Source organism: Bradyrhizobium oropedii (assembly GCF_020889685.1).
In the GTDB taxonomy this organism is placed as follows: Bacteria; Pseudomonadota; Alphaproteobacteria; order Rhizobiales; family Xanthobacteraceae; genus Bradyrhizobium; species Bradyrhizobium oropedii.
This window is the reverse complement of the sequence record NZ_JACMYO010000182.1, coordinates 1-17381: the sequence shown is the minus strand read 5'-3', so window position 1 is coordinate 17381 and position 17381 is coordinate 1. Positions and strand designations below refer to the sequence as shown.

General features: G+C 64.0%; 19 protein-coding genes. 7 read left to right on the top strand and 12 right to left on the bottom strand.

Going from position 1 to position 17381, the window contains the following annotated elements:
- Positions 1 to 71: 71 nt before the first annotated feature.
- The 4 genes from H8A95_RS34550 to H8A95_RS34535 all read right to left on the bottom strand — a co-directional run bounded on the left by H8A95_RS34550 (position 72) and on the right by H8A95_RS34535 (position 2722).
- On the bottom strand, positions 72 to 278 hold the full coding sequence (locus tag H8A95_RS34550; RefSeq protein WP_420839503.1) for a hypothetical protein: 207 nt from the start codon (positions 276 to 278) through the stop codon (positions 72 to 74).
- Positions 275 to 499, bottom strand: coding sequence for a hypothetical protein (locus tag H8A95_RS34545; RefSeq protein WP_229187207.1), 225 nt, complete (start codon positions 497 to 499; stop codon positions 275 to 277). The genes H8A95_RS34550 and H8A95_RS34545 overlap by 4 nt, the downstream gene beginning before the upstream one ends.
- 107 nt (positions 500 to 606) lie before the next feature.
- Positions 607 to 1827 carry an NAD(P)-binding domain-containing protein gene (locus H8A95_RS34540; RefSeq protein WP_229187206.1) on the bottom strand — a complete coding sequence of 407 codons (1221 nt, stop codon included), beginning with the start codon at positions 1825 to 1827 and terminating at the stop codon, positions 607 to 609.
- The gene (locus tag H8A95_RS34535; protein ID WP_229187205.1) at positions 1820 to 2722 is read right to left on the bottom strand and encodes a LysR substrate-binding domain-containing protein; all 903 of its coding nucleotides are present in this window, start codon (positions 2720 to 2722) and stop codon (positions 1820 to 1822) included. Before H8A95_RS34535 ends, H8A95_RS34540 begins: the two co-directional genes overlap by 8 nt.
- A 110-nt stretch (positions 2723 to 2832) precedes the next feature.
- On the opposite strand from H8A95_RS34535, the gene H8A95_RS34530 reads away from it, so the two are divergent.
- Positions 2833 to 3066, top strand: coding sequence for a hypothetical protein (locus H8A95_RS34530; RefSeq protein WP_229187204.1), 234 nt, complete (start codon positions 2833 to 2835; stop codon positions 3064 to 3066).
- Positions 3067 to 3078: 12 nt separating this feature from the next.
- Here H8A95_RS34530 and H8A95_RS34525 read toward each other — a convergent pair whose 3' ends face one another.
- Genes H8A95_RS34525 through H8A95_RS34515 form a run of 3 tightly spaced genes read right to left on the bottom strand, consistent with a single transcriptional unit; the run spans position 3079 to position 5011 of the window.
- Complete coding sequence (locus tag H8A95_RS34525) at positions 3079 to 3714, bottom strand: SCO family protein (protein ID WP_229187203.1); 636 nt, start codon at positions 3712 to 3714, stop codon at positions 3079 to 3081.
- Positions 3711 to 4826 (bottom strand): MBL fold metallo-hydrolase, encoded by a 1116-nt coding sequence (locus H8A95_RS34520; RefSeq protein WP_229187202.1) that lies wholly within the window; start codon positions 4824 to 4826, stop codon positions 3711 to 3713. Before H8A95_RS34520 ends, H8A95_RS34525 begins: the two co-directional genes overlap by 4 nt.
- Before the next feature lie 47 nt (positions 4827 to 4873).
- Positions 4874 to 5011 carry a hypothetical protein gene (locus H8A95_RS34515; protein WP_229187201.1) on the bottom strand — a complete coding sequence of 46 codons (138 nt, stop codon included), beginning with the start codon at positions 5009 to 5011 and terminating at the stop codon, positions 4874 to 4876.
- Between the two features lie 48 nt (positions 5012 to 5059).
- Here H8A95_RS34515 and H8A95_RS34510 point away from each other — a divergent pair, with 48 nt between their 5' ends.
- Positions 5060 to 5767: a glutathione S-transferase N-terminal domain-containing protein gene (locus tag H8A95_RS34510; protein WP_229187200.1), complete on the top strand. Its 708-nt coding sequence runs from the start codon at positions 5060 to 5062 to the stop codon at positions 5765 to 5767.
- A 121-nt stretch (positions 5768 to 5888) separates the two neighbouring features.
- On the opposite strand, the gene H8A95_RS34505 is transcribed toward H8A95_RS34510, so the two are convergent.
- On the bottom strand, positions 5889 to 6680 hold the full coding sequence (locus H8A95_RS34505) for a crotonase/enoyl-CoA hydratase family protein (RefSeq protein WP_229187199.1): 792 nt from the start codon (positions 6678 to 6680) through the stop codon (positions 5889 to 5891).
- Positions 6681 to 6770: 90 nt separating this feature from the next.
- Between H8A95_RS34505 and H8A95_RS34500 the strand changes: the two genes are divergently transcribed.
- The gene (locus tag H8A95_RS34500; protein ID WP_229187198.1) at positions 6771 to 7367 is read left to right on the top strand and encodes a TetR/AcrR family transcriptional regulator; all 597 of its coding nucleotides are present in this window, start codon (positions 6771 to 6773) and stop codon (positions 7365 to 7367) included.
- 98 nt (positions 7368 to 7465) lie between these two features.
- Here H8A95_RS34500 and H8A95_RS34495 read toward each other — a convergent pair whose 3' ends face one another.
- Both H8A95_RS34495 and H8A95_RS34490 read right to left on the bottom strand, forming a co-directional pair.
- Entirely contained in the window at positions 7466 to 9106 is a 1641-nt protein-coding gene (locus H8A95_RS34495; RefSeq protein ID WP_420839504.1) for an arylsulfatase, read from the bottom strand.
- A gap of 22 nt (positions 9107 to 9128) precedes the next feature.
- Positions 9129 to 10058 (bottom strand): formylglycine-generating enzyme family protein, encoded by a 930-nt coding sequence (locus tag H8A95_RS34490; protein ID WP_229187196.1) that lies wholly within the window; start codon positions 10056 to 10058, stop codon positions 9129 to 9131.
- A gap of 536 nt (positions 10059 to 10594) precedes the next feature.
- Between H8A95_RS34490 and H8A95_RS34485 the strand changes: the two genes are divergently transcribed.
- Positions 10595 to 12031, top strand: coding sequence for an outer membrane protein (locus H8A95_RS34485; protein ID WP_229187195.1), 1437 nt, complete (start codon positions 10595 to 10597; stop codon positions 12029 to 12031).
- Positions 12032 to 12115: 84 nt separating this feature from the next.
- Positions 12116 to 13201, top strand: a complete 1086-nt coding sequence (locus tag H8A95_RS34480) for a SphA family protein (RefSeq protein WP_229187194.1) — start codon at positions 12116 to 12118, stop codon at positions 13199 to 13201.
- A 357-nt stretch (positions 13202 to 13558) separates the two neighbouring features.
- Here H8A95_RS34480 and H8A95_RS34475 read toward each other — a convergent pair whose 3' ends face one another.
- Positions 13559 to 14233 (bottom strand): HAD family hydrolase, encoded by a 675-nt coding sequence (locus H8A95_RS34475; RefSeq protein WP_229187193.1) that lies wholly within the window; start codon positions 14231 to 14233, stop codon positions 13559 to 13561.
- Positions 14230 to 14445: a cysteine-rich CWC family protein gene (locus tag H8A95_RS34470; protein WP_229187192.1), complete on the bottom strand. Its 216-nt coding sequence runs from the start codon at positions 14443 to 14445 to the stop codon at positions 14230 to 14232. Before H8A95_RS34470 ends, H8A95_RS34475 begins: the two co-directional genes overlap by 4 nt.
- A gap of 103 nt (positions 14446 to 14548) precedes the next feature.
- Between H8A95_RS34470 and H8A95_RS34465 the strand changes: the two genes are divergently transcribed.
- Positions 14549 to 16132: a DUF1800 domain-containing protein gene (locus H8A95_RS34465; protein ID WP_229187191.1), complete on the top strand. Its 1584-nt coding sequence runs from the start codon at positions 14549 to 14551 to the stop codon at positions 16130 to 16132.
- Entirely contained in the window at positions 16129 to 17358 is a 1230-nt protein-coding gene (locus H8A95_RS34460; protein WP_229187190.1) for a DUF1501 domain-containing protein, read from the top strand. The genes H8A95_RS34465 and H8A95_RS34460 overlap by 4 nt, the downstream gene beginning before the upstream one ends.
- The last annotated feature ends 23 nt before the right edge of the window (positions 17359 to 17381 follow it).

The following is a 17381-nucleotide window of genomic DNA, read 5'->3' as shown; positions in this document are numbered from 1 at the left end:
ATTCGCTGTGCGAATTTCGACCTCTCCCCGCAAGCGGGGCGAGGTAAGGGTGGCCGCGGTGGCGTGGCGCGTCAGGCGCGGGGCAGATCGACGATGTCGAGATGGATCCCGCCGCAGCCGTCGCAGCGCATGGTCCAGTATTCAGCGGCGCGGCCGGGAATTACGCGCAGCAGCGAGAGCTGGGCGGCACATTCCGGGCAGCTGGTTCTGACTTGCGCCGGCCAGACCGGATCCGGCTCGCATTGCGGGACAACAGCGATCATGACGTTGCCGGTCACGCCGACGGCATTGTCATGCCATACCGCTGTGGGAACCGGTCGATAGCTCTCTTCGCGTCGTCGATCGCCGCATCCGGATCGGACCACGCAAAGCCGATGTCGAGCGTCGGAAACGGCATGCCATCGATGACGACCGGCCTTTGATCGACCCGTTGAATCCTGGCGTGCCATTGCCCCTTCCCCACTTCGAACGACTTGATCTCAAAACCGCTGTAAATCATGGCGACCTCGAAATGCCCTTCTCATAGGAAGCACGGGCGCGCGGTGCCAAATGTGAACCAGTTCACAAGCTGCCGGCTTTATTTGTGTGGGGCCGCGGAACCTGGAGTTACCGGCGGGCCGCGATGTGATCGGCGAGCGCGGCCGCGTCGTCGCCGACGCCAGACAGGAACGAGGATTTCATCTTCGACAGCCATTGCAGGCCGAGAAAATAGAGGCCCGGGACGTCGGAGACGCCGTGGTGGTGTCGCGGCGCCCCGTCGGCATCCAGCACCGGTATGTCGATCCAGCTCAGGTCGAGGCCGTAGCCGGTGGCCCAGATCACGCTGCCGACCCGCTCGGCGCGCAGGTCGATCGTATCGAGCGGTGCCGTGAGGCACGGCGGATCGGGCAAGCGGATGCGCGCCGAGGGATCGCCGGGATGATCGAGGCCGCGGGCCGCCACGAAGTCGTCGACGATGCCGAGGAATGTCGCGTAGTAGGCGTCGCCATTGCCGATGTTGGTGGTGAGATCGGGGGCGATCTCGAGCACGCCGTCGCGTGCCGCCGCGATGCGGCCGAGCAGCGTCACGCCGTCAGCGGCGAAGCGGCGGAAATCGATGGTGTGGCCGCCATGGGCGCCCGAAATCACCGGCAGCAGGCGCGACGGGCCGCGCTGCTCGACCGGCGTCTGGTCGACGCCCATCTCGGCCAGCCACCAGAACAGGTCGCGCCCGCGATAGCGGCGGGGCAGCCGGTTGTGACGTCCGACCGAGAGGAAGACATGGCGGCCGGCGCGTATCAGCTCTTCGGTGATCTGCGCGCCCGAGGCGCCGGCACCGACCACCAGCACCGCGCCATCGGGCAATTGCGCGGGATTTTTGTAGCTGGAGGCATGGACCTGAAACAGGCCGGGATGCTCGTCCAGCAGTTCGGGCCGCAGCGGCCGCTGATAGGGGCCGGTGGCAACCACGACGTTGCGGGCGGCAATACTGCCGCCGGCCATCTCGGCAACGAAGCCTGTGGCGTCGCGGCGCAGCGCCGTGACCTCGACGCCGCAGCGGATCGGCGGCGCGACGAAATTGGCATAGTCCTCGATGAAGGCGATGATCGCGGCGGTGTCCGAGAAGCCGTCGGGATCGCTGTGCGGAAACGCAAACTCCGGCAGCCGCACCGACCAGTTCGGAAACTGGAACATCAATCCGTCCCAGCGTTCGCTGCGCCAGCGCTCGGCGATCCGCCGCCGCTCCAGCACCAGATGGGCGATGCCGCGCTGCTTCAGCCGATGGCTCATGGTGAGCCCGGCCTGGCCGCCGCCGATCACCAGCGTATCGATCGCCTCGTCAGGCATTGCGCGCTCCCTTGCGGCGAGCGGCGGGCTCGGCCGCGGCACGGATGATCCAGCGCCGGAACGCAGCGAAATCGCGCTGCTCGGCGTGGAAGCCGCGATAGACCAGATACCAGCGCATGCCCTTCGGCACGCTGAGCCCGAACGGCGCCACCAGCCGGCCGGCGGCGAGATCGTCGTCGATATAGGGCCGGATGCCCATTGCGATTCCGAGCCCGTCGCTGGCTGCCTGCAGCGCCTGGCCGTAGAACTGGAATTCCGGTCCGCGGGCGGTCAGGCGCGGCACGCCCGCAGCCTTCAGCCAGGATGGCCAGTCGTCGGGCGAATGCGCGACGCGGATCAGGCTCGGCCCCTTGAGATCGGCGGGACGCTTCAGGCTGCCGGCGAGCCGCGCCGTGCACACCGGCATCAGGTCGGCGGCGAACAGCGGCTCGGCGGCGAGGCCCGGCCACTGGCCGTCGCCGAGCTGGATGCCGCAGCTCCAGTCGTCGGCGAACGGCACCGCCATGCCGCCGGTCGTGATCCGCACCTCGATGTCGGGCTCCGCTTTGCGGAACTCGGCGAGGTGCGGGATCATCCATTTCATCGCGAAAGTCGGCCCGACGCCGACGGTCAGCACGCGCGCGCTCGCGGATGCCGTGACCTGCGCGGTGAGGCTCGCCAGCGCGTCGAAGATCGGCGTCAGCCCGCTCTGATAGGCGCGGCCCGCCTGTGTGGTGACGAGGCGGTTTGCCTTGCGCTCGAACAGCGCGACGCCGAGCCGATCTTCCAGCAGATGCACCATCCGGCTGATCGCCGCGGCCGAGACGTTGAGCTCGCTTCCTGCCGACGCGAAGCTGCCGGTCCGCGCCGCGGCTTCGAACGCCTTGATGCCGTTGAGAAAGAGCAGCCGCCGCATGAACCCTCAGGAAAACTGATGCAAGGGCAAGATAACTCGGTTTGCGGGCGGAGGCCAAGCGGCGCAGAAATATGGGGACAACGAATCCTGCTGACCCCGGCGAGGACCAAATGACTGAGACCACCGACGCCCTGGTGCTCGATCTCGTGGAATGGGTCGCGCGCGAGCCGCGGCGCTATGCCGAGGTGCTCGAGGTCTGGCGCACCTCATGCCCGCGGCTGACGACCTGGGAGGACGCCGTCGATCGCGGCTATGTCGCGCGCCGTCCGTCGGTCGAGGGCATGCGGGTGATGGTGACGGAAACCGGCGAGACGTTCTTGCGCGCGCATGGGCGGACGCATTGACGCGGCGCGAAGTCAGCGCGCCGGCTCCGCCGACCTCGGCCGGATGATCTCGACCATGCGGTCGGCCGATGTGCCCGGCGGAAAGAAGCCGAGATAATTGCCGTCGCGGTCCATCAAATAGATGTAGGCGGTGTGATCGACGGTGTAGTCACCGGCGCCCTCGAGCGGCACCCTGGCGTAATAGACCTTGTAGGCATCGGCGACCGTGCGGATCGCCTCAGCATCACCGGTCAGCCCGATCAGCCGCGGGTGAAACAGCGGCACGTATTCGGCGAGATGGGCTGCGGTGTCGCGTTCGGGATCGACCGTGATGAAGATCGGTTGCACCTGATCGCCGTCAGCGCCGAGCTTGTCGAGTGCCAGCCCGATCGCCTGCAGATCGGTCGGGCAGACGTCGGGGCAATAGGTGAAGCCGAAATAGACCAGCATGAGCTTGCCGCGGAACTCCTTGTCGGTGCGCGCATGGCCGGCCTGGTCGGTCAGCGCAAACGGGCCGCCGACCGGCTCCCGATTCCACATCAGGATGTCCATGATCTCGGCAGCCGAGCGCGCCGATTGCTGTGGCGCATCGCCGGCCAGCACCGGCGCCAGCGTCAGCCACAGGCCGACGCCGGCGCATGCGAAGCCGTGTAGGATCGGCGCGATCATATGCCGAAGGAGAGGCGGCTGCCGGTTGTGGTGACCATCACCTTGTCGCCCATCTGCGCGGTTGCCTCCTGCACGAAGTTGAGCCCGGAGCAATGCATCGGGATCAGCACGTCGGGATCCAGTTTCTTGATCTCGGCGACGACCTCGGTGAGATAGTCCTTCGGCGCCGGTCCGAGGTGGAAGCCGCCAACGATCGCGTGCACCTTCTGGATGCCCGAGACTTCCTGCGCCTGCTTCACCGAATTGACGATGCCGACATGGCCGCAGGACGAGATCACGACGAGGCCGAAATCCTTCACGTTGAAGCAGGTGGCGTGCTCGTGGATGTGCTCGTCGGGCACGATCTTGCCGTCCAGCTCGGCCGGCAGATAGTGGCTGGCATTGCAGCCGAGCCCGTCCTTCATGCTGAACTCGACCCAGGTGTTGGGCAGCACGCGCTCGATGCTGCGGCGGTTGATCTTGCCGGTCGTGAAGGCGTGGCCGGCGATTACGGTCGGCGTCTCGCACAGCACCGTGGTAACGCGCTGCGCGGCGAGCTGGCGTCGGTCCAGCGTGCCGAAATCGGTGAACTGGCCCTTGGTCGGCGTCGCGTTGACGCGGTGGCAGAAATTGTCCTCGCCGCCGGCATAGAGCTTCACGTCGGCCGGCAGTCTGTCTCGGAATTTGTCGAGGAAGCCGTTGAGGCCGCCGAAATGGTCGTAATGCCCGTGGCTCACGATCAGCGCATCGAGTTTCGATGGGTCGACGCCGACCAGCTCCATGTTGTTGATCAGCACCTCGGGCGTGTAGCCATAGTCCAGCATCAAGGTGCGCTGCGTGCCGGCCGCTTCCGATTCCAGCCACAGCGACAGACCCCATTCATTGTGCAGCGACTTGCGGAAGTCGGCGCCGCGCGCCGCCGGCGCGATCGAAACGCCGTGCGCCTGCTTCGGCCGCAGGAACAGGTCGAATCTGGAATCGACCAGCACGCGGATCGACAGCTTGTCGACGGTCGGCACCTCGATCGGTGCGGCGCTCGCGATCTCGACGCAGGAGAATGCGCCGGCGGCCGCGGCGCCGGCGATCGCCGCCGAGCCCTTGAGGAATTCACGTCGAGCCAAATCTCGTGTCATCGCAATGCCCCTTGGCTTGAAAATTCGTCAATGTAATCCGGTAGAGCCTAGGGGCAATCGGCGCGCAGCTCAATCGGTCGCTTGCGTTGATTGCAGATCACATTCGCGCGCAGTGCAATGCGCGCACCATTGACTTGGGTGCTGTTATGCGCCCAACTCCATGCAATCGCATCTTTCTTGCGCATCTTTCTCGCCGATGCATCAGCAATCCCTGGCAATGCAGGATCACGCCCATGATCGATCTCCACTACTGGTCCACGCCGAACGGTCACAAGATCACGATGTTCCTCGAAGAGACCGGATTGGAATACAAGGTCTTCCCGGTGAACATCGGCAAGGGCGATCAGTTCAAGCCCGACTTCCTGCAGGTCGCGCCGAACAACCGTATTCCGGCCATCGTCGATCACGCACCGAAGGGCGGCGGCAAGCCGATCTCCCTGTTCGAGTCCGGCGCGATCCTGCTTTATCTCGCCGAGAAGACCGGAAAATTCTTGGCCGACGATCTCTACGGCCGCTATGACGCGATCCAGTGGACGTTCTGGCAGATGGGCGGGCTCGGGCCGATGGCCGGGCAGAACCATCACTTCCGCAACTACGCGGTCGAGAAGCTGCCTTATGCGATCGACCGTTATGTCAACGAGACCAACCGGCTCTACGGCGTGCTCAACAAGCGGCTCGCCGATCGCGAATTCATCGCCGGCGACTATTCGATTGCCGACATGGCGAGCTATCCATGGGTCGTGCCCTACAAGAACCAGGGCCAGGAGATCGACGACTTCCCGCATCTGAAGCGTTGGCTGGAGACGATCGGCAAACGCCCGGCGACCGAACGTGCCTATGCCAAGGCCAAGGAGATCAATCCGAACTTCGGCCAGCCCGCGATCCGCACCGAGGAAGAACGCAAGCTGCTGTTCGGGCAGACCGCGGCCGTGGTGCGGTAGGGCGCAGTTCTTTCCACGTCATTGCGAGGAGCGAAGCGACGAAGCAATCCATGCCTCCGTGCACGCGGATCGATGGATTGCTTCGCTTCGCTCGCAATGACGGTTGTGGGACGAGCGGAGCTTACGCCCCGACATACTTCGCCGGCCGCCGCTGCTTCCACGCGGCGAGCCCTTCGGCCAGATCGCGGCTCGGCACCAGCGCGGCGAACTGCTCGCTCTCGACCAGAAGACCCTCGGCAATCGGCATGTTGAGCCCGCGTGTCACCGCGGTGATGGTGCCGGCGACGGCGCCGGGCGAGTGCCTGGTGATGCGGCCGGCGAGTTCGCGCGCGGCCGTCAGCAATTGATCGTGCGGCACGATGTGGTTGATGAGCCCGATCTCGCGCGCGTGCTCGGGCGGGAATGGATCGCCTGCGAGCAGCAGCTCCAGGGCGCGCTTGCGTCCCGCCAGCCGCGGCAGCCGCTGTGTGCCGCCGAAGGTCGGGGGCATGCCGAGCTTGATCTCGGGTTTTGCAAACAGCGCGCGGTCGCTGGCGACAGCAAGATGCACGGCCTCGGTGATCTCGCAGCCGCCGCCGAAGGCGAGCCCGTTGACCGCGGCGATGACCGGCTTCTTGAACGCTTCGAGCCGCGCGGTCATGGCCTGGCCGCGGCGGACGAAGTCGCGTACCGCAACGGCGGCGCCCTGCTTGACGCTCTCAGAGAATTCCTTGATGTCGGCACCGGCCGAGAAGGCGCGCTCGCCGGCGCCGGTCAGGATTACGGCGCGCACGCAGAGGTCGCCCTCGATGCGGTCGAGCGCCGCCATCAGCTGATCGATCAGCGCATAGTTCAGCGCATTGAGCTGCTCGGGGCGATTCAGCGTGATCAGGGCGATCCCGTCGGTCATCTCCAGCAGGATGGGTTCGGGCATGGTGCAATCTCCGGCATTGGGGTGTGTCGGAGCCGAATGTACGGCTAGCTGCAATTTGTGTATATTCACTGGTTAGTATACATACGCGTCATGCCCAGACCCTCGGAGCCCACCCGCGAGCGCATCGTCCAGGCGGCGAGCGCGCTGTTTTACAATGAAGGCATCCGTCGCGTGAGCGTCGATGAGGTCGCCGCCAAGGCCGGCCTCACCAAACGCACGCTGTATTACCACTTCAAGAGCAAGGACGACCTGGTCGCCGCCTATCTCGCCGCGCGCGACCAGCCCAATCTTGCGCTGTTCCGCAAGTGGTTCGCGGAGACCGACGGAGGCCTGCCGGTGAAGGTCGAGGCGATCTTCAAGAACCTCGCGCGCTCGGCGCGGCATCCGAAGTGGAAGGGCTGCGGCTTCCTGCGCACCTCCGCCGAGCTTGCCAACATGCCCGGGCATCCCGCGATCAGGATCGGCGCCGCGCACAAGAAGAAGTTCGAGGACTGGCTGCGCACGACCTTCGCGGAGCAGGGGATCGCCGATCCGCTGAAACTGGCGCGGCAGATTTTGTTGCTGCTGGATGGATCATTCGCCGTGGTGCTGCTGCATCGCGACGCGAGCTATATGGAAACCGCCGGTGAGGCCGCGCGCACGCTGATCGAGACGGCGTTAGGGAAGCCGCGGCGGAAACAAGGGTAGGGCGTGCGCTCACGAGGCCCGTCCGCTTCGCTCTGAAAAGGCGAGCCGGAGGAGACGGTGTTGGGCGGCATGGAAGCCGCCCAACACGATTATGGATCTCACTTGGCCATTGCCGTCCTGGCGGCCTCGATTTTCGCCTTCACGGAATCGAGGTTGAAGCTCGCGCCCTTCTGCATCGGCGGGAACTCGATCGCGGTCGTGGCCAGCTTCTCGACCTCCTGTTGAACGAACACGAAGCGCCAGAACTCATATTTGAACCAGTCGAAGTACTGTTGCGCGCCGTATTTAGTCCCGCTATCGGGCCAGCCGGTTCGCTCGAACGGATCAAGGCGAAGGTTGATCAGGTAGGGCACATCAACCTTGGCTTTTTCACCGAGCCAACCGCCGGGTTGGTCGATGAAACGATACTTGTAGTCGTCGATGCGCACGGCCCCCAGCTCGCTTTCGCCGAAGTACCAAATTTCGTGTCGGTTCGACGGCCCCTTGCCGGTGATCATGTCCATCTGATTATAGCCGTCCAGATGGCACTTGTAGGTGCGGTCCCCGATTTGCTTGCCCTTCTTCAGTTCCTCCGCAATGTTCGGATTGCCGGCAGCGGCCAGCAAGGTCGGGAACCAGTCCAGCCCGGAGATGATGCCGTTCTCGACCTTGCCGGCCGGCACCTTGCCCGGCCAGCGGATCATCGCCGGCGCGCGGAAGCCGCCTTCCATGACCGTACCTTTCGACTGAGCGAAAGGCGTCTGTCCGCCATCCGGCCAAGTAAAGACCTCGGTGCCGTTGTCGGTTGTGAAGATGACAATGGTGTTGTCATCCACGCCCATGTCCTTGAGCTTTTGCATTACCAAGCCGACATCGTCGTCGAGCTGCGCCATGCCGGCTTCATGAATCGACCAGCCGTTCTTGGAGTTGCGCATCGCCTGGTACTTCGGCGACAAATGCGTGACGATGTGCATCCGGGTCGGATTGAGCCACAGGAAGAACGGCTTGTTATCGGCCTTGGCCTTTTCAATGAACGACAAGGCGAAATCTCGAATTTCGTCGTCCACCGTTTCCATCCGCTTGGGATAGAGCGTGCCGGCGTCCTCTATCCTCTGCTTGCCGACCTTGCCCCAGCGGGGATCCACGGTGGCGTCGTCCACATTGGTCGCCCACGAATGGATCATGTTGCGCGGACCGACCTTGTTCAACAGCTCCTGCGGATAAGCAGGGTGGGCCGGATCTTCCATTGCGTCGAGGTGATACAAATAGCCGAAGAACTCGTCGAAGCCGTGCACCGTCGGCAGAAACTCGTTCTTGTCGCCAAGGTGGTTCTTGCCGAATTGGCCGGTGGCATAGCCCATGCCTTTGAGCGCGGTGGCAATGGTCACGGCCTCCGCCGGCAAGCCTGTTGGGGCGCCGGCCTGACCGACCGTCGTCATGCCGGTCCGGATCGGTAGCTCGCCGGTGATGAAGTTGGCGCGGCCTGCCGTGCAACTCGCCTCGGCGTAATAATCGGTAAACAGCATGCCTTCTGCGGCGATCTTGTCGAGGTTCGGCGTCCGGCCGGCCATCATGCCGCGGTGGTAGGCACCGATGTTCCAGATGCCGATGTCATCGCCCATGATGACGACGATGTTGGGCCTCTGGCCGCTCGGTGCCTGCTGCGCCTGGGCCAATGCCTTTTCGACCGATGCGGCGGCGCCCAATGCGGACGCGGCAGCCAAGCTTGTCGTCGCGAGCAACACGTTGCGGCGGCTCATGTCGCGCGCAGTGTTATCCTTCTCATCGCTCATCATTTACTCCCTTTCTTATGACGCATCGAAAACCAACGTGGCTCGTGGACGTATCCACCGCTTCCGCATGGCGCGCAGCCGGGCGATAGCGACGGCAGTAGTTCGGCGCGCAGAGATGCGAGCCGCCTTTGAGAACCTTGCGGGGAATTTTGATCTTGGGCAGAGACGGATCGTGGCTGTCTTGCTCACGCCCGCCGCGAGGATTTTGCGGGATGCAGCACGGCTTGGACGCATCGGGCTCATGGTCGGTAGACCACCAGTCCGTGGTCCACTCCCAGACGTTACCGATCATGTCATGAAGGCCGTAGCCATTTACCGGGAATGCGGTGACGGGTGAGGTGCGCGTGTAACCATCGCCGCTAAGATTCTCGTACGGAAATGCGCCTTGCCAGGTATTCGCCATTGGCTTGCCGCCCGGCATAAGCTCGTCGCCCCAGGCGAACTCGGCTCCGTCGAGTCCGCCGCGCGCGGCAAACTCCCATTCGGCTTCGGTCGGCAAGTCCTTGCCAGCCCATGTCGCGTAGGCCTCAGCATCGCGATAGGCAATGTGGACCACGGGATGATCGTCGAGGCCGCTGATCGAACTGCGGGGGCCATATGGCCGGAGCCAGTTGGCGCCAAATTTGAAATTCCACCATTGCGACCAGTCGCGCAAATCGACCGGACGCTTCGGTGGTGTGAAAACCAGCGAGCCTGCCTTGAGCATGTGCGGCAGTGCGCCCGGATAGTCCTTTGCGTCAGGCCGCGTCTCCGCTGACGTCACGTAGCCTGTAGCGTTGACGAACTTGCGAAATTCGCGATTGGTGACCGGCGCTCGGTCTATCCAAAAGCCGCTCACCGAGACGCGATGGACGGGTGCCTCTTCGGCATAGTGCCTGTCGGAGCCCATGCGGAACGTGCCGCCCGGAATCCAGATCATGCCCCTCTCACTGGGCCCATCCGACAAAGGTACGCCTGCCGCACCGCCAACGTCGTGCATGGGCTACTCGCAGTGAACGAGTTTCAAAATTACGAGCGTCGCCCCAGGAATCTCTCAGCAGCTTCCTAGCGTCGATTCTGCCGGGGAGGAGCGCGGCTTAACACCTTAGCCAGTCAACATGACTATCGAACATCTGAAGCGGTGGTACGCTCGCAGCGGCACAGCCTTCTTCTATTGATCTAGATCAAACCAGCCAGATCCCTCTTGCTTGTCGAGAGCCCCTGACGACTATGCAAAAAGTGCCAAGGTTGTGGCGTCATGGACACAACCCTTCAATAAACCTCCGGCTGTACGCAAGTATGCCGATTTCGCGTGGACCAACCGCGGCGTCAGCTTATGCTTTCCGAGTTTCTACCCCGCCAGAGCGATGGCGGGCTCGCGAGAGTTCGGGGACCGGCGATGCGGTGCTTTGGACCGGGTTTGGGACGCAGATTTTTTTCGCAGTGGCAGCATCGTTCCCCTTTTTGGGAGGCTCCATGAAATCATTCCTTTTAAGCGTTGGTCTGTTTGCAGTCTGCGTTAGTCTCACAGCGCATGCCGCGGACTTGCCGGTGAAGGCTCCGCCCGCGTTACCGCCACCCTACAATTGGTCGGGATTTTATCTCGGCGCCAATCTCGGTGGAGCGTGGACCAGCGGCAGCCTGCCTATTTCAGGTAACAACTTGTATGGCGGCATCAGCCAATTCATCGGTGGTGTTCAGGCCGGCTACAATTTTCAAGCTGGCCATCTCTTGCTTGGTGTGGAATGCGATTTCGATGGGGCGACTTTTGGTCATTCCGTGCTTCCGACACCTACGCTCGGCACCGTGAGGCAGAACTGGACGGGAACGATTGCAGGCCGCTTTGGCCTCGTGGAGGATAAGTGGCTCCTCTACGCCAAGCTTGGCGGCGGCTGGGTGCACAGCAATGCAACGCTGAACTTCCCAGGTGTTACCTGGCAGGGGTCCAACACCAGCTCCGGCTGGTTAGCTGGAGTGGGTGTCGAGTACGGCTTCAAACCGAATTGGACGCTCAAACTCGAATACGATTACATTGGGCTGGGGAGCTGGACTTCGCCCACCGTCCCGCCAATCCAATTGAACCGTGACCTTCAAATGGTCAAGTTCGGTGCAAACTACAAATTTGAGCGCGGCATTGCCGATACGGTCGCGCCGACAAGAGCCGCGCATACTGCTGAACCCTCCGAAAACGAAGACCTCGCCCAAAAATCGCAGAATCCTATCGCCGATCTCGTCAGTGTTCCGTTCCAAAGCAATACGAATTTCAACGCCGGGCCGTTCAACCGCACCCAAGAAGTGCTTAACATTCAACCAGTCATACCGCTGCGCATCAACGCGGACTGGAACGTGATCTCGCGCACTATCATCCCCGTAGTCAGTCAGCCCAATCCGTTCTTCAACAACAACACGAATGGAATTGGCGACATCACTCAGCAGTTCTTTTTCACCCCCACCCATCCTGGCGCTCTGATCTGGGGCGTCGGCCCCGTCTTTACGGTTCCGTCCGCGACCGATCCGATTCTCGGAACCGGTAAGGTGTTGTTCGGTCCGACCGCCGTTGCCCTCGTAACGCCCGGACATTGGGTCATTGGTGTGCTGGTCAACAATCAGTGGTCAGTTGGCGGCAATCCATTGCGCCCGAATGTGAATGCGTTTCTCGCGCAGCCGTTTGTAAATTACAACATGGCGCACGGGTGGTACCTGACAAGCTCACCAGTTATCACGGCAGACTGGCTTGCAGCGCCGGGGCAGCGATGGACCGTCCCAATCGGCGGCGGCTTTGGTCGCATTTTCAAGCTCGGTGACCAGCCGGTGAGTGCAAATATAGCCGGCTATTACAACGTCGTTCGCCCAACCGGCGCGTCAAATTGGCAGTTGCGAGCCCAATTGTCTCTACTATTCCCGGAGAGATAGAAGCCGTCTGCGAGTGGTTTTCGGAGAATTTCTGGTCGTGCAACCTCGGTCCGTCACAGGCCGTGGAGGGGTGGGAGATCCGCGATGAAGGGCAGGAAATCGATATCCAGGACTAGTTTCGTTTTGCGGTTGGGCGCGGCGGCAGTCGCCGCCTTACTTGGGCTCCCCATTGATGCGGCGCGTGCCGATGAAAATGGCATCAGCTTCTGGATACCCGGCTTCTTTGGCAGCCTCGCGGCCGCCCCCTCGCAGGCCCCGGGCTGGTCGGTGACCACGATGTATTATCACACCTCGGTTTCCGCTGGCGGTGACGTAGCGCGGTCACGAGAGATCACGATCGGTCGCATTCCCGCGAATCTGAACGTCAACGTGAACGCCAGCATCAATGCCAATGTGGATCTTGGCCTTGTAGCCGGGACCTACACCTTTGCAACACCGGTGCTGGGTGGGCAGGCCTCTGCCAGCCTGCTGGGAGTCTACGGCTCCAACTCGACATCGCTGGCGGGATCGCTGGTGGGGACAGTGACGGGACCAGGCGGTGGAGTATTTCCATTCTCGCGCTTCGACAGCATCGACAGCTCGCTCATTGCTTTTGGCGATTTGCTCCCGATGTTCCAGCTGAAATGGAATGCCGGTGTGCACAACTACATGACCTACATCACCGGAGACATCCCGGTCGGAGCCTATCAGTCGGACCGTCTTGCAAATCTTGGGCTCGGGCATTGGACAATCGACGCGGGCGGCGGCTACACCTATTTCAATCAACAGACCGGGCATGAATTTTCGGGGGTGCTAGGATTCACTTACAACTTCGTCAACCCTGCTACTCAATATCAAAGCGGCGTCGACATGCACTTCGATTGGGGCGCGTCGCAATTCCTGACCAAGCAGTGGCAGGTCGGCCTCGTGGGTTACGCCTATCAGCAGCTCGGCTGCGACAGCGGCTCCGGCGATCGGGTTGGCTGCTTCCGGTCGCGCGTGGCCGGCGTCGGCCCGCAGGTCGGTTACATTTTCCCGGTCGGAGACATGCAGGGATATCTGAACCTGAAGGGCTACGGCGAATTCGCCAATGAAAATCGGCCAGCAGGCTGGAACGTCTGGCTGACGTTCAATCTTTCGCCCGCGGCGCCAACGCCGCCCACGCCCTCAAGGCCGAGGTTCACGAAATAGCAGCGCCGGTGACGCTGCCACCGGCGCCGTGCTGAAGGCTCGATCTGGCGCGGCGGTAGCGACGCAATCAGCCAATGGACGCTCCGCGAGCGTGCGGACGTGTCCTGTGGGTCAGAAGCCGACGATGACGGCCGAGCCAAGTTGCATCCGCTTCATCTTCAGAAGCGGACCATTATGAGCACACGCGCTGGCGGATCGGCCTCTGTCATTGCGAGGAGCGCGCGACAAAATTTCAAAGCAATTTTGCGCTGAAGCGACGATGCAAACCATCGCGCCGCACATGCGGGATGATGAATTGCTTCGCGGAGCCTGTCATCCGGCGGCGCTTCGCGCCGACCGGGTGGCTCGCAATGACGGCTAGAGCGCGCCGCGCTCCTGCAGCAGCGCCAGCACGGCATTGAGGTCCGGCAGCACGGCCGCGCATTTCACGCGGGTCTCCTCGGTCGGCGGCGCCATGTCCGGCACCATCAGCGTGATGGCGCCGGCGGCGTGAGCGGCCGTGACGCCGTGGTTGGAGTCTTCAACGGCGATGCAGCCCGCGGGCACAACCCCAAGCCGCGCGGCGGCCTTGAGATAGAGCTCCGGGTCCGGCTTGCCTTGCGCGACATCGTCGAGCGTCAGCAGCGTCTCGAAGCGGTCACGGATTCCGGCGAGCGTGAGATGGCGCTCGGCCGTGCGGCGGGATGAGGAGGTCACGATTGCGGTCCGGCAGTCGGCGGCGGCAAGGCCGTCGAGCAGCTCGATCGTACCGGGCTTGAGCGGCAGGCCGGCATCAAACATGCGATCGCGGGTGACGATGAAGGCGCGATTGACTTCGGCGAGCGGAAACGCCGCGCCGTAATGCTCGCACAGCATTGCCTCGCAGACCGGGCCGGGCAGCCCGACCATGGAATGGCACAGCGCAACGACATCATCGGTGTACCCGCACGCATTCAGCGCCGCGACCAGGCTGTCGTAGTAGACCTTCTCGGTGTCGAGCAGCGTGCCGTCCATGTCGAGCAGGATGGCGTCGATGGTCCAGGGCGCGTTCACGTGCCGCTCGCCTCAGCCTGCTGTTCCGCCAGTTTCCGCAAGCATGCAGGGCACAGGCAGTCGCTGCCATCAGCCGGCACCGGCAGATGAAAGCTCTCGTCGAAACACCAACACGATCCCGTGAGCGAGCAGGAAAATTCGCTGCCGCATGCTGCGCAGGCAAGCCGGCGTGGCGATGCTTGTTCGGAACGATTGCTTGACGAGAGGTCCATTCTAACCGCGATTTAATGCGCGAATTAATCTCGGGTTCATCCCGACCCGCGCTATGATGCCGTGCAACAGATATAGCCGGGATAGGCCTCCAAGGGAATTCTGATGGCCCGTGATTCGCAAGCCGCGCTGATTGCTCTCAACCGGTTTGGATTTGGCGCCCGCGGCGGGGCGTCCGGCGACTTCATCAACGCGGCCTCCGATCCGCGCGGCTTCGTGCTGGCGGAACTGGCGCGTCCGAATGGCGCGCTGCTCGAAGTGCCGGGCCTGCTCTCGACGCCTGAGCTCGGCAGGCAGGTGTTCGACTATCAATTCGAGATTCAGCAGGCGCGCAACGCCGCGAAAGCCTCGCAGCAAGGCGCGAGTGAGACAGTGCCGCCCGGGCCAGACGCAAGGCCGCCGCAGCGGCGCAATCTGTCGCTCTCCACGGCTGCCAAGGAGATCGCCGGCAAGGATCCGGCGATGCAAGCGCAGGCGGTCGACAACGCCAATGCGGCGATGATGCCATCAGCCGCGATGCAGCCTCCGACGATGCAGACGGTGGCCAATGCGCCCAAGCCGCCGGCTGAGCCGCCCAACATCATCCAGAAGACGTTCCGTGCCGAGGCACTGGCGCGGCTGCAGCGCGGCGTGGTCGCCGATTGTGGTTTCGTCGAGCGGCTCGTGGTGTTCTGGTCAAACCACTTCTGCATCTCCGCCAACAAGGGCGCGCTGGCGCGGATGTGGGCCGGCTCGTTCGAGCGCGAAGCGATCCGCCCGCACGTGCTCGGCCGTTTCTCGGACATGCTGAAGGCCGTCGAGCAGCATCCGGCGATGCTGTTCTTTCTCGACAACCAGCAATCGCTCGGCCCGGAGTCGCGCGCCGGGGTCAATCGCAATCGCGGCCTGAACGAGAATCTCGCGCGCGAGATCATGGAGCTGCATACGCTCGGCGTCGGCGGCGGCTACACCCAGGACGACGTGACGTCGTTGGCGCGCGTGATCACCGGCTGGACCTTCGCTGGCCGCAAGGGGCAGCTCGGCACGCCCGGCAGCTTCGTGTTCAACGCGAATGCGCATCAGCCCGACCCGCAACAGGTGCTGGGCAAGACCTACGCGCAGGCCGGCCTCGCGCAGGGCGAGGCGGTGCTGTCCGATATCGCGCGGCACCCCGCGACCGCGAAATTCATCGCGACCAAATTCGCCCGTCATTTCGTCGCCGACGATCCGCCGCCGGCACTGGTTGCGAAGCTGCAGGACACCTTCACGAAGACCGACGGCGACCTCAGGGCGCTGGCCACGACGCTCGTCGGGTCCAACGAGGCGTGGCAGGCGCCGCTCACGAAGATGCGCTCGCCTTACGAATTCCTGGTCGCGTCGGGCCGCCTGCTGGCGCGCAATCCCGAGGATCCGGGCCGCTATCTCAATGGCCTCAATGTGCTCGGCCAGCCGCTGTGGTCGCCGGCCGGGCCGAACGGCTTTCCCGATACCGCTGCAGCCTGGGCGGCGCCTGAAGGCATCAAGCTCAGGCTCGACATCTCGGCGCAGGTTGCCTCGCAGCTCGCCGACCGGTTCGACCCGCGCGACCTGCTTGAGCTGGTTGCCGCGGATGCCGCGTCGCCGGAGACGCGGCGCACCATCGAGCGCGCGGAATCGCGGCAGCAGGCGCTGGCGCTGCTGTTGATGTCGCCGGAATTCCAGAGGAGATGACGATGGATTGCTCCGAGAGCGTGATGATGCAGGCGACGTCGCGGCGCGCGCTGCTGCTCGGCGGCGCCTCCTTTGCGGCCTGGGCTTATCTGCCGAAATTCGCGCGCGCCGCCGATGGCCGCGATCCCCGCTTCGTCACCATCATCCTGCGCGGCGCACTCGACGGCCTTGCCACGGTCGCCCCGGTCGGCGACCCCGATTATGCCGGCCTGCACGGCGCGATCGCGCTCCGTCCCGATGGGCCGAATGCGGCCGTGATGCTGGATCAGTTCTTCGGCCTGCATCCGGCGATGCCGGAATTCGCGCGGATGCACCGCGCCAAGCAGGCCGCGGTGGTGCATGCGGTTGCGACCTCGTATCGCGATCGCTCGCACTTCGACGGCCAGGATGTGCTGGAGAGCGGCTTCCCCGGTCCCGGCCGCGTGCAATCCGGTTGGCTCAACCGCGCGCTCGAAGCATTGCCAAAGGGCGAGCGGGTGACGAGTGCGCTCGCGGTCGGCCCGACCACGCCGCTGGTGCTGCGCGGCGCGGCGCCGACCGTCGGCTGGGCGCCCACCGCGCTGCCGCAGGCTGCCGACGATACCGCGATGCGGCTGCTCGATCTCTATCAGCACCGCGATCCGGCACTGGCGGGCGCGCTGACGCAAGGCTTGCAGCTCGAGAAGCAGGCGCAGGGCGACGAGATGAAGCCGAAGCCCGGCGGCGGCGGCGCGGCGGCGATGCGGCTGGTGGCGCGCGGCGCCGCCAAATTGATGGCGGCCGATGACGGCCCGCGGATCAGCGCGCTCGCCTTCGACGGCTGGGATACCCACGCCAATGAAGGTGGCCCGGTCGGCCGCCTCGCGCAACTGCTCGGCGGTCTCGACGGCGCGCTGGCGGAATTCCAGATGGGCCTCGGCGCGCGTTGGCGCGACACGGTGATCGTGGTCGCCACCGAGTTCGGCCGCACCGCGCGCATCAACGGCACCGAAGGCACCGACCACGGCACCGGCACCATCGCACTGCTCGCTGGCGGCGCGGTGAACGGCGGCCGGCTGATCACCGATTGGCCTGGCCTCAAGCCCGCCAATCTCTACCAGGCCCGCGACCTCGCCCCGACCACCGACCTGCGCGCCGTGATCAAGGGCGTGCTGCATGACCAGTTCGGCCTTGGCGAGCGCGTGCTGGCGGATACGGTGTTTCCGGACAGCGCCCCGGTGAAGCCGATGAAGGGGTTGGTGGCTTAGCACTCGCCACAACCGCAGTGTCG

Excerpts from the sequence above, each read along its gene's own strand:
- H8A95_RS34485 (WP_229187195.1), top strand. The coding sequence starts at position 10,595 with ATGAAATCATTCCTTTTAAGCGTTGGTCTGTTTGCAGTCTGCGTTAGT.
- H8A95_RS34495 (WP_420839504.1), bottom strand. The coding sequence starts at position 9,106 with ATGAGCCGCCGCAACGTGTTGCTCGCGACGACAAGCTTGGCTGCCGCG.
- H8A95_RS34470 (WP_229187192.1), bottom strand. The coding sequence starts at position 14,445 with ATGGACCTCTCGTCAAGCAATCGTTCCGAACAAGCATCGCCACGCCGG.
- H8A95_RS34530 (WP_229187204.1), top strand. The coding sequence starts at position 2,833 with ATGACTGAGACCACCGACGCCCTGGTGCTCGATCTCGTGGAATGGGTC.
- H8A95_RS34505 (WP_229187199.1), bottom strand. The coding sequence starts at position 6,680 with ATGCCCGAACCCATCCTGCTGGAGATGACCGACGGGATCGCCCTGATC.
- H8A95_RS34510 (WP_229187200.1), top strand. The coding sequence starts at position 5,060 with ATGATCGATCTCCACTACTGGTCCACGCCGAACGGTCACAAGATCACG.
- H8A95_RS34515 (WP_229187201.1), bottom strand. The coding sequence starts at position 5,011 with ATGCGCAAGAAAGATGCGATTGCATGGAGTTGGGCGCATAACAGCACC.
- H8A95_RS34465 (WP_229187191.1), top strand. The coding sequence starts at position 14,549 with ATGGCCCGTGATTCGCAAGCCGCGCTGATTGCTCTCAACCGGTTTGGA.
- H8A95_RS34540 (WP_229187206.1), bottom strand. The coding sequence starts at position 1,827 with ATGCCTGACGAGGCGATCGATACGCTGGTGATCGGCGGCGGCCAGGCC.
- H8A95_RS34480 (WP_229187194.1), top strand. The coding sequence starts at position 12,116 with ATGAAGGGCAGGAAATCGATATCCAGGACTAGTTTCGTTTTGCGGTTG.
- H8A95_RS34500 (WP_229187198.1), top strand. The coding sequence starts at position 6,771 with ATGCCCAGACCCTCGGAGCCCACCCGCGAGCGCATCGTCCAGGCGGCG.
- H8A95_RS34490 (WP_229187196.1), bottom strand. The coding sequence starts at position 10,058 with ATGATCTGGATTCCGGGCGGCACGTTCCGCATGGGCTCCGACAGGCAC.
- H8A95_RS34535 (WP_229187205.1), bottom strand. The coding sequence starts at position 2,722 with ATGCGGCGGCTGCTCTTTCTCAACGGCATCAAGGCGTTCGAAGCCGCG.
- H8A95_RS34520 (WP_229187202.1), bottom strand. The coding sequence starts at position 4,826 with ATGACACGAGATTTGGCTCGACGTGAATTCCTCAAGGGCTCGGCGGCG.
- H8A95_RS34525 (WP_229187203.1), bottom strand. The coding sequence starts at position 3,714 with ATGATCGCGCCGATCCTACACGGCTTCGCATGCGCCGGCGTCGGCCTG.
- H8A95_RS34460 (WP_229187190.1), top strand. The coding sequence starts at position 16,129 with ATGACGATGGATTGCTCCGAGAGCGTGATGATGCAGGCGACGTCGCGG.
- H8A95_RS34545 (WP_229187207.1), bottom strand. The coding sequence starts at position 499 with ATGATTTACAGCGGTTTTGAGATCAAGTCGTTCGAAGTGGGGAAGGGG.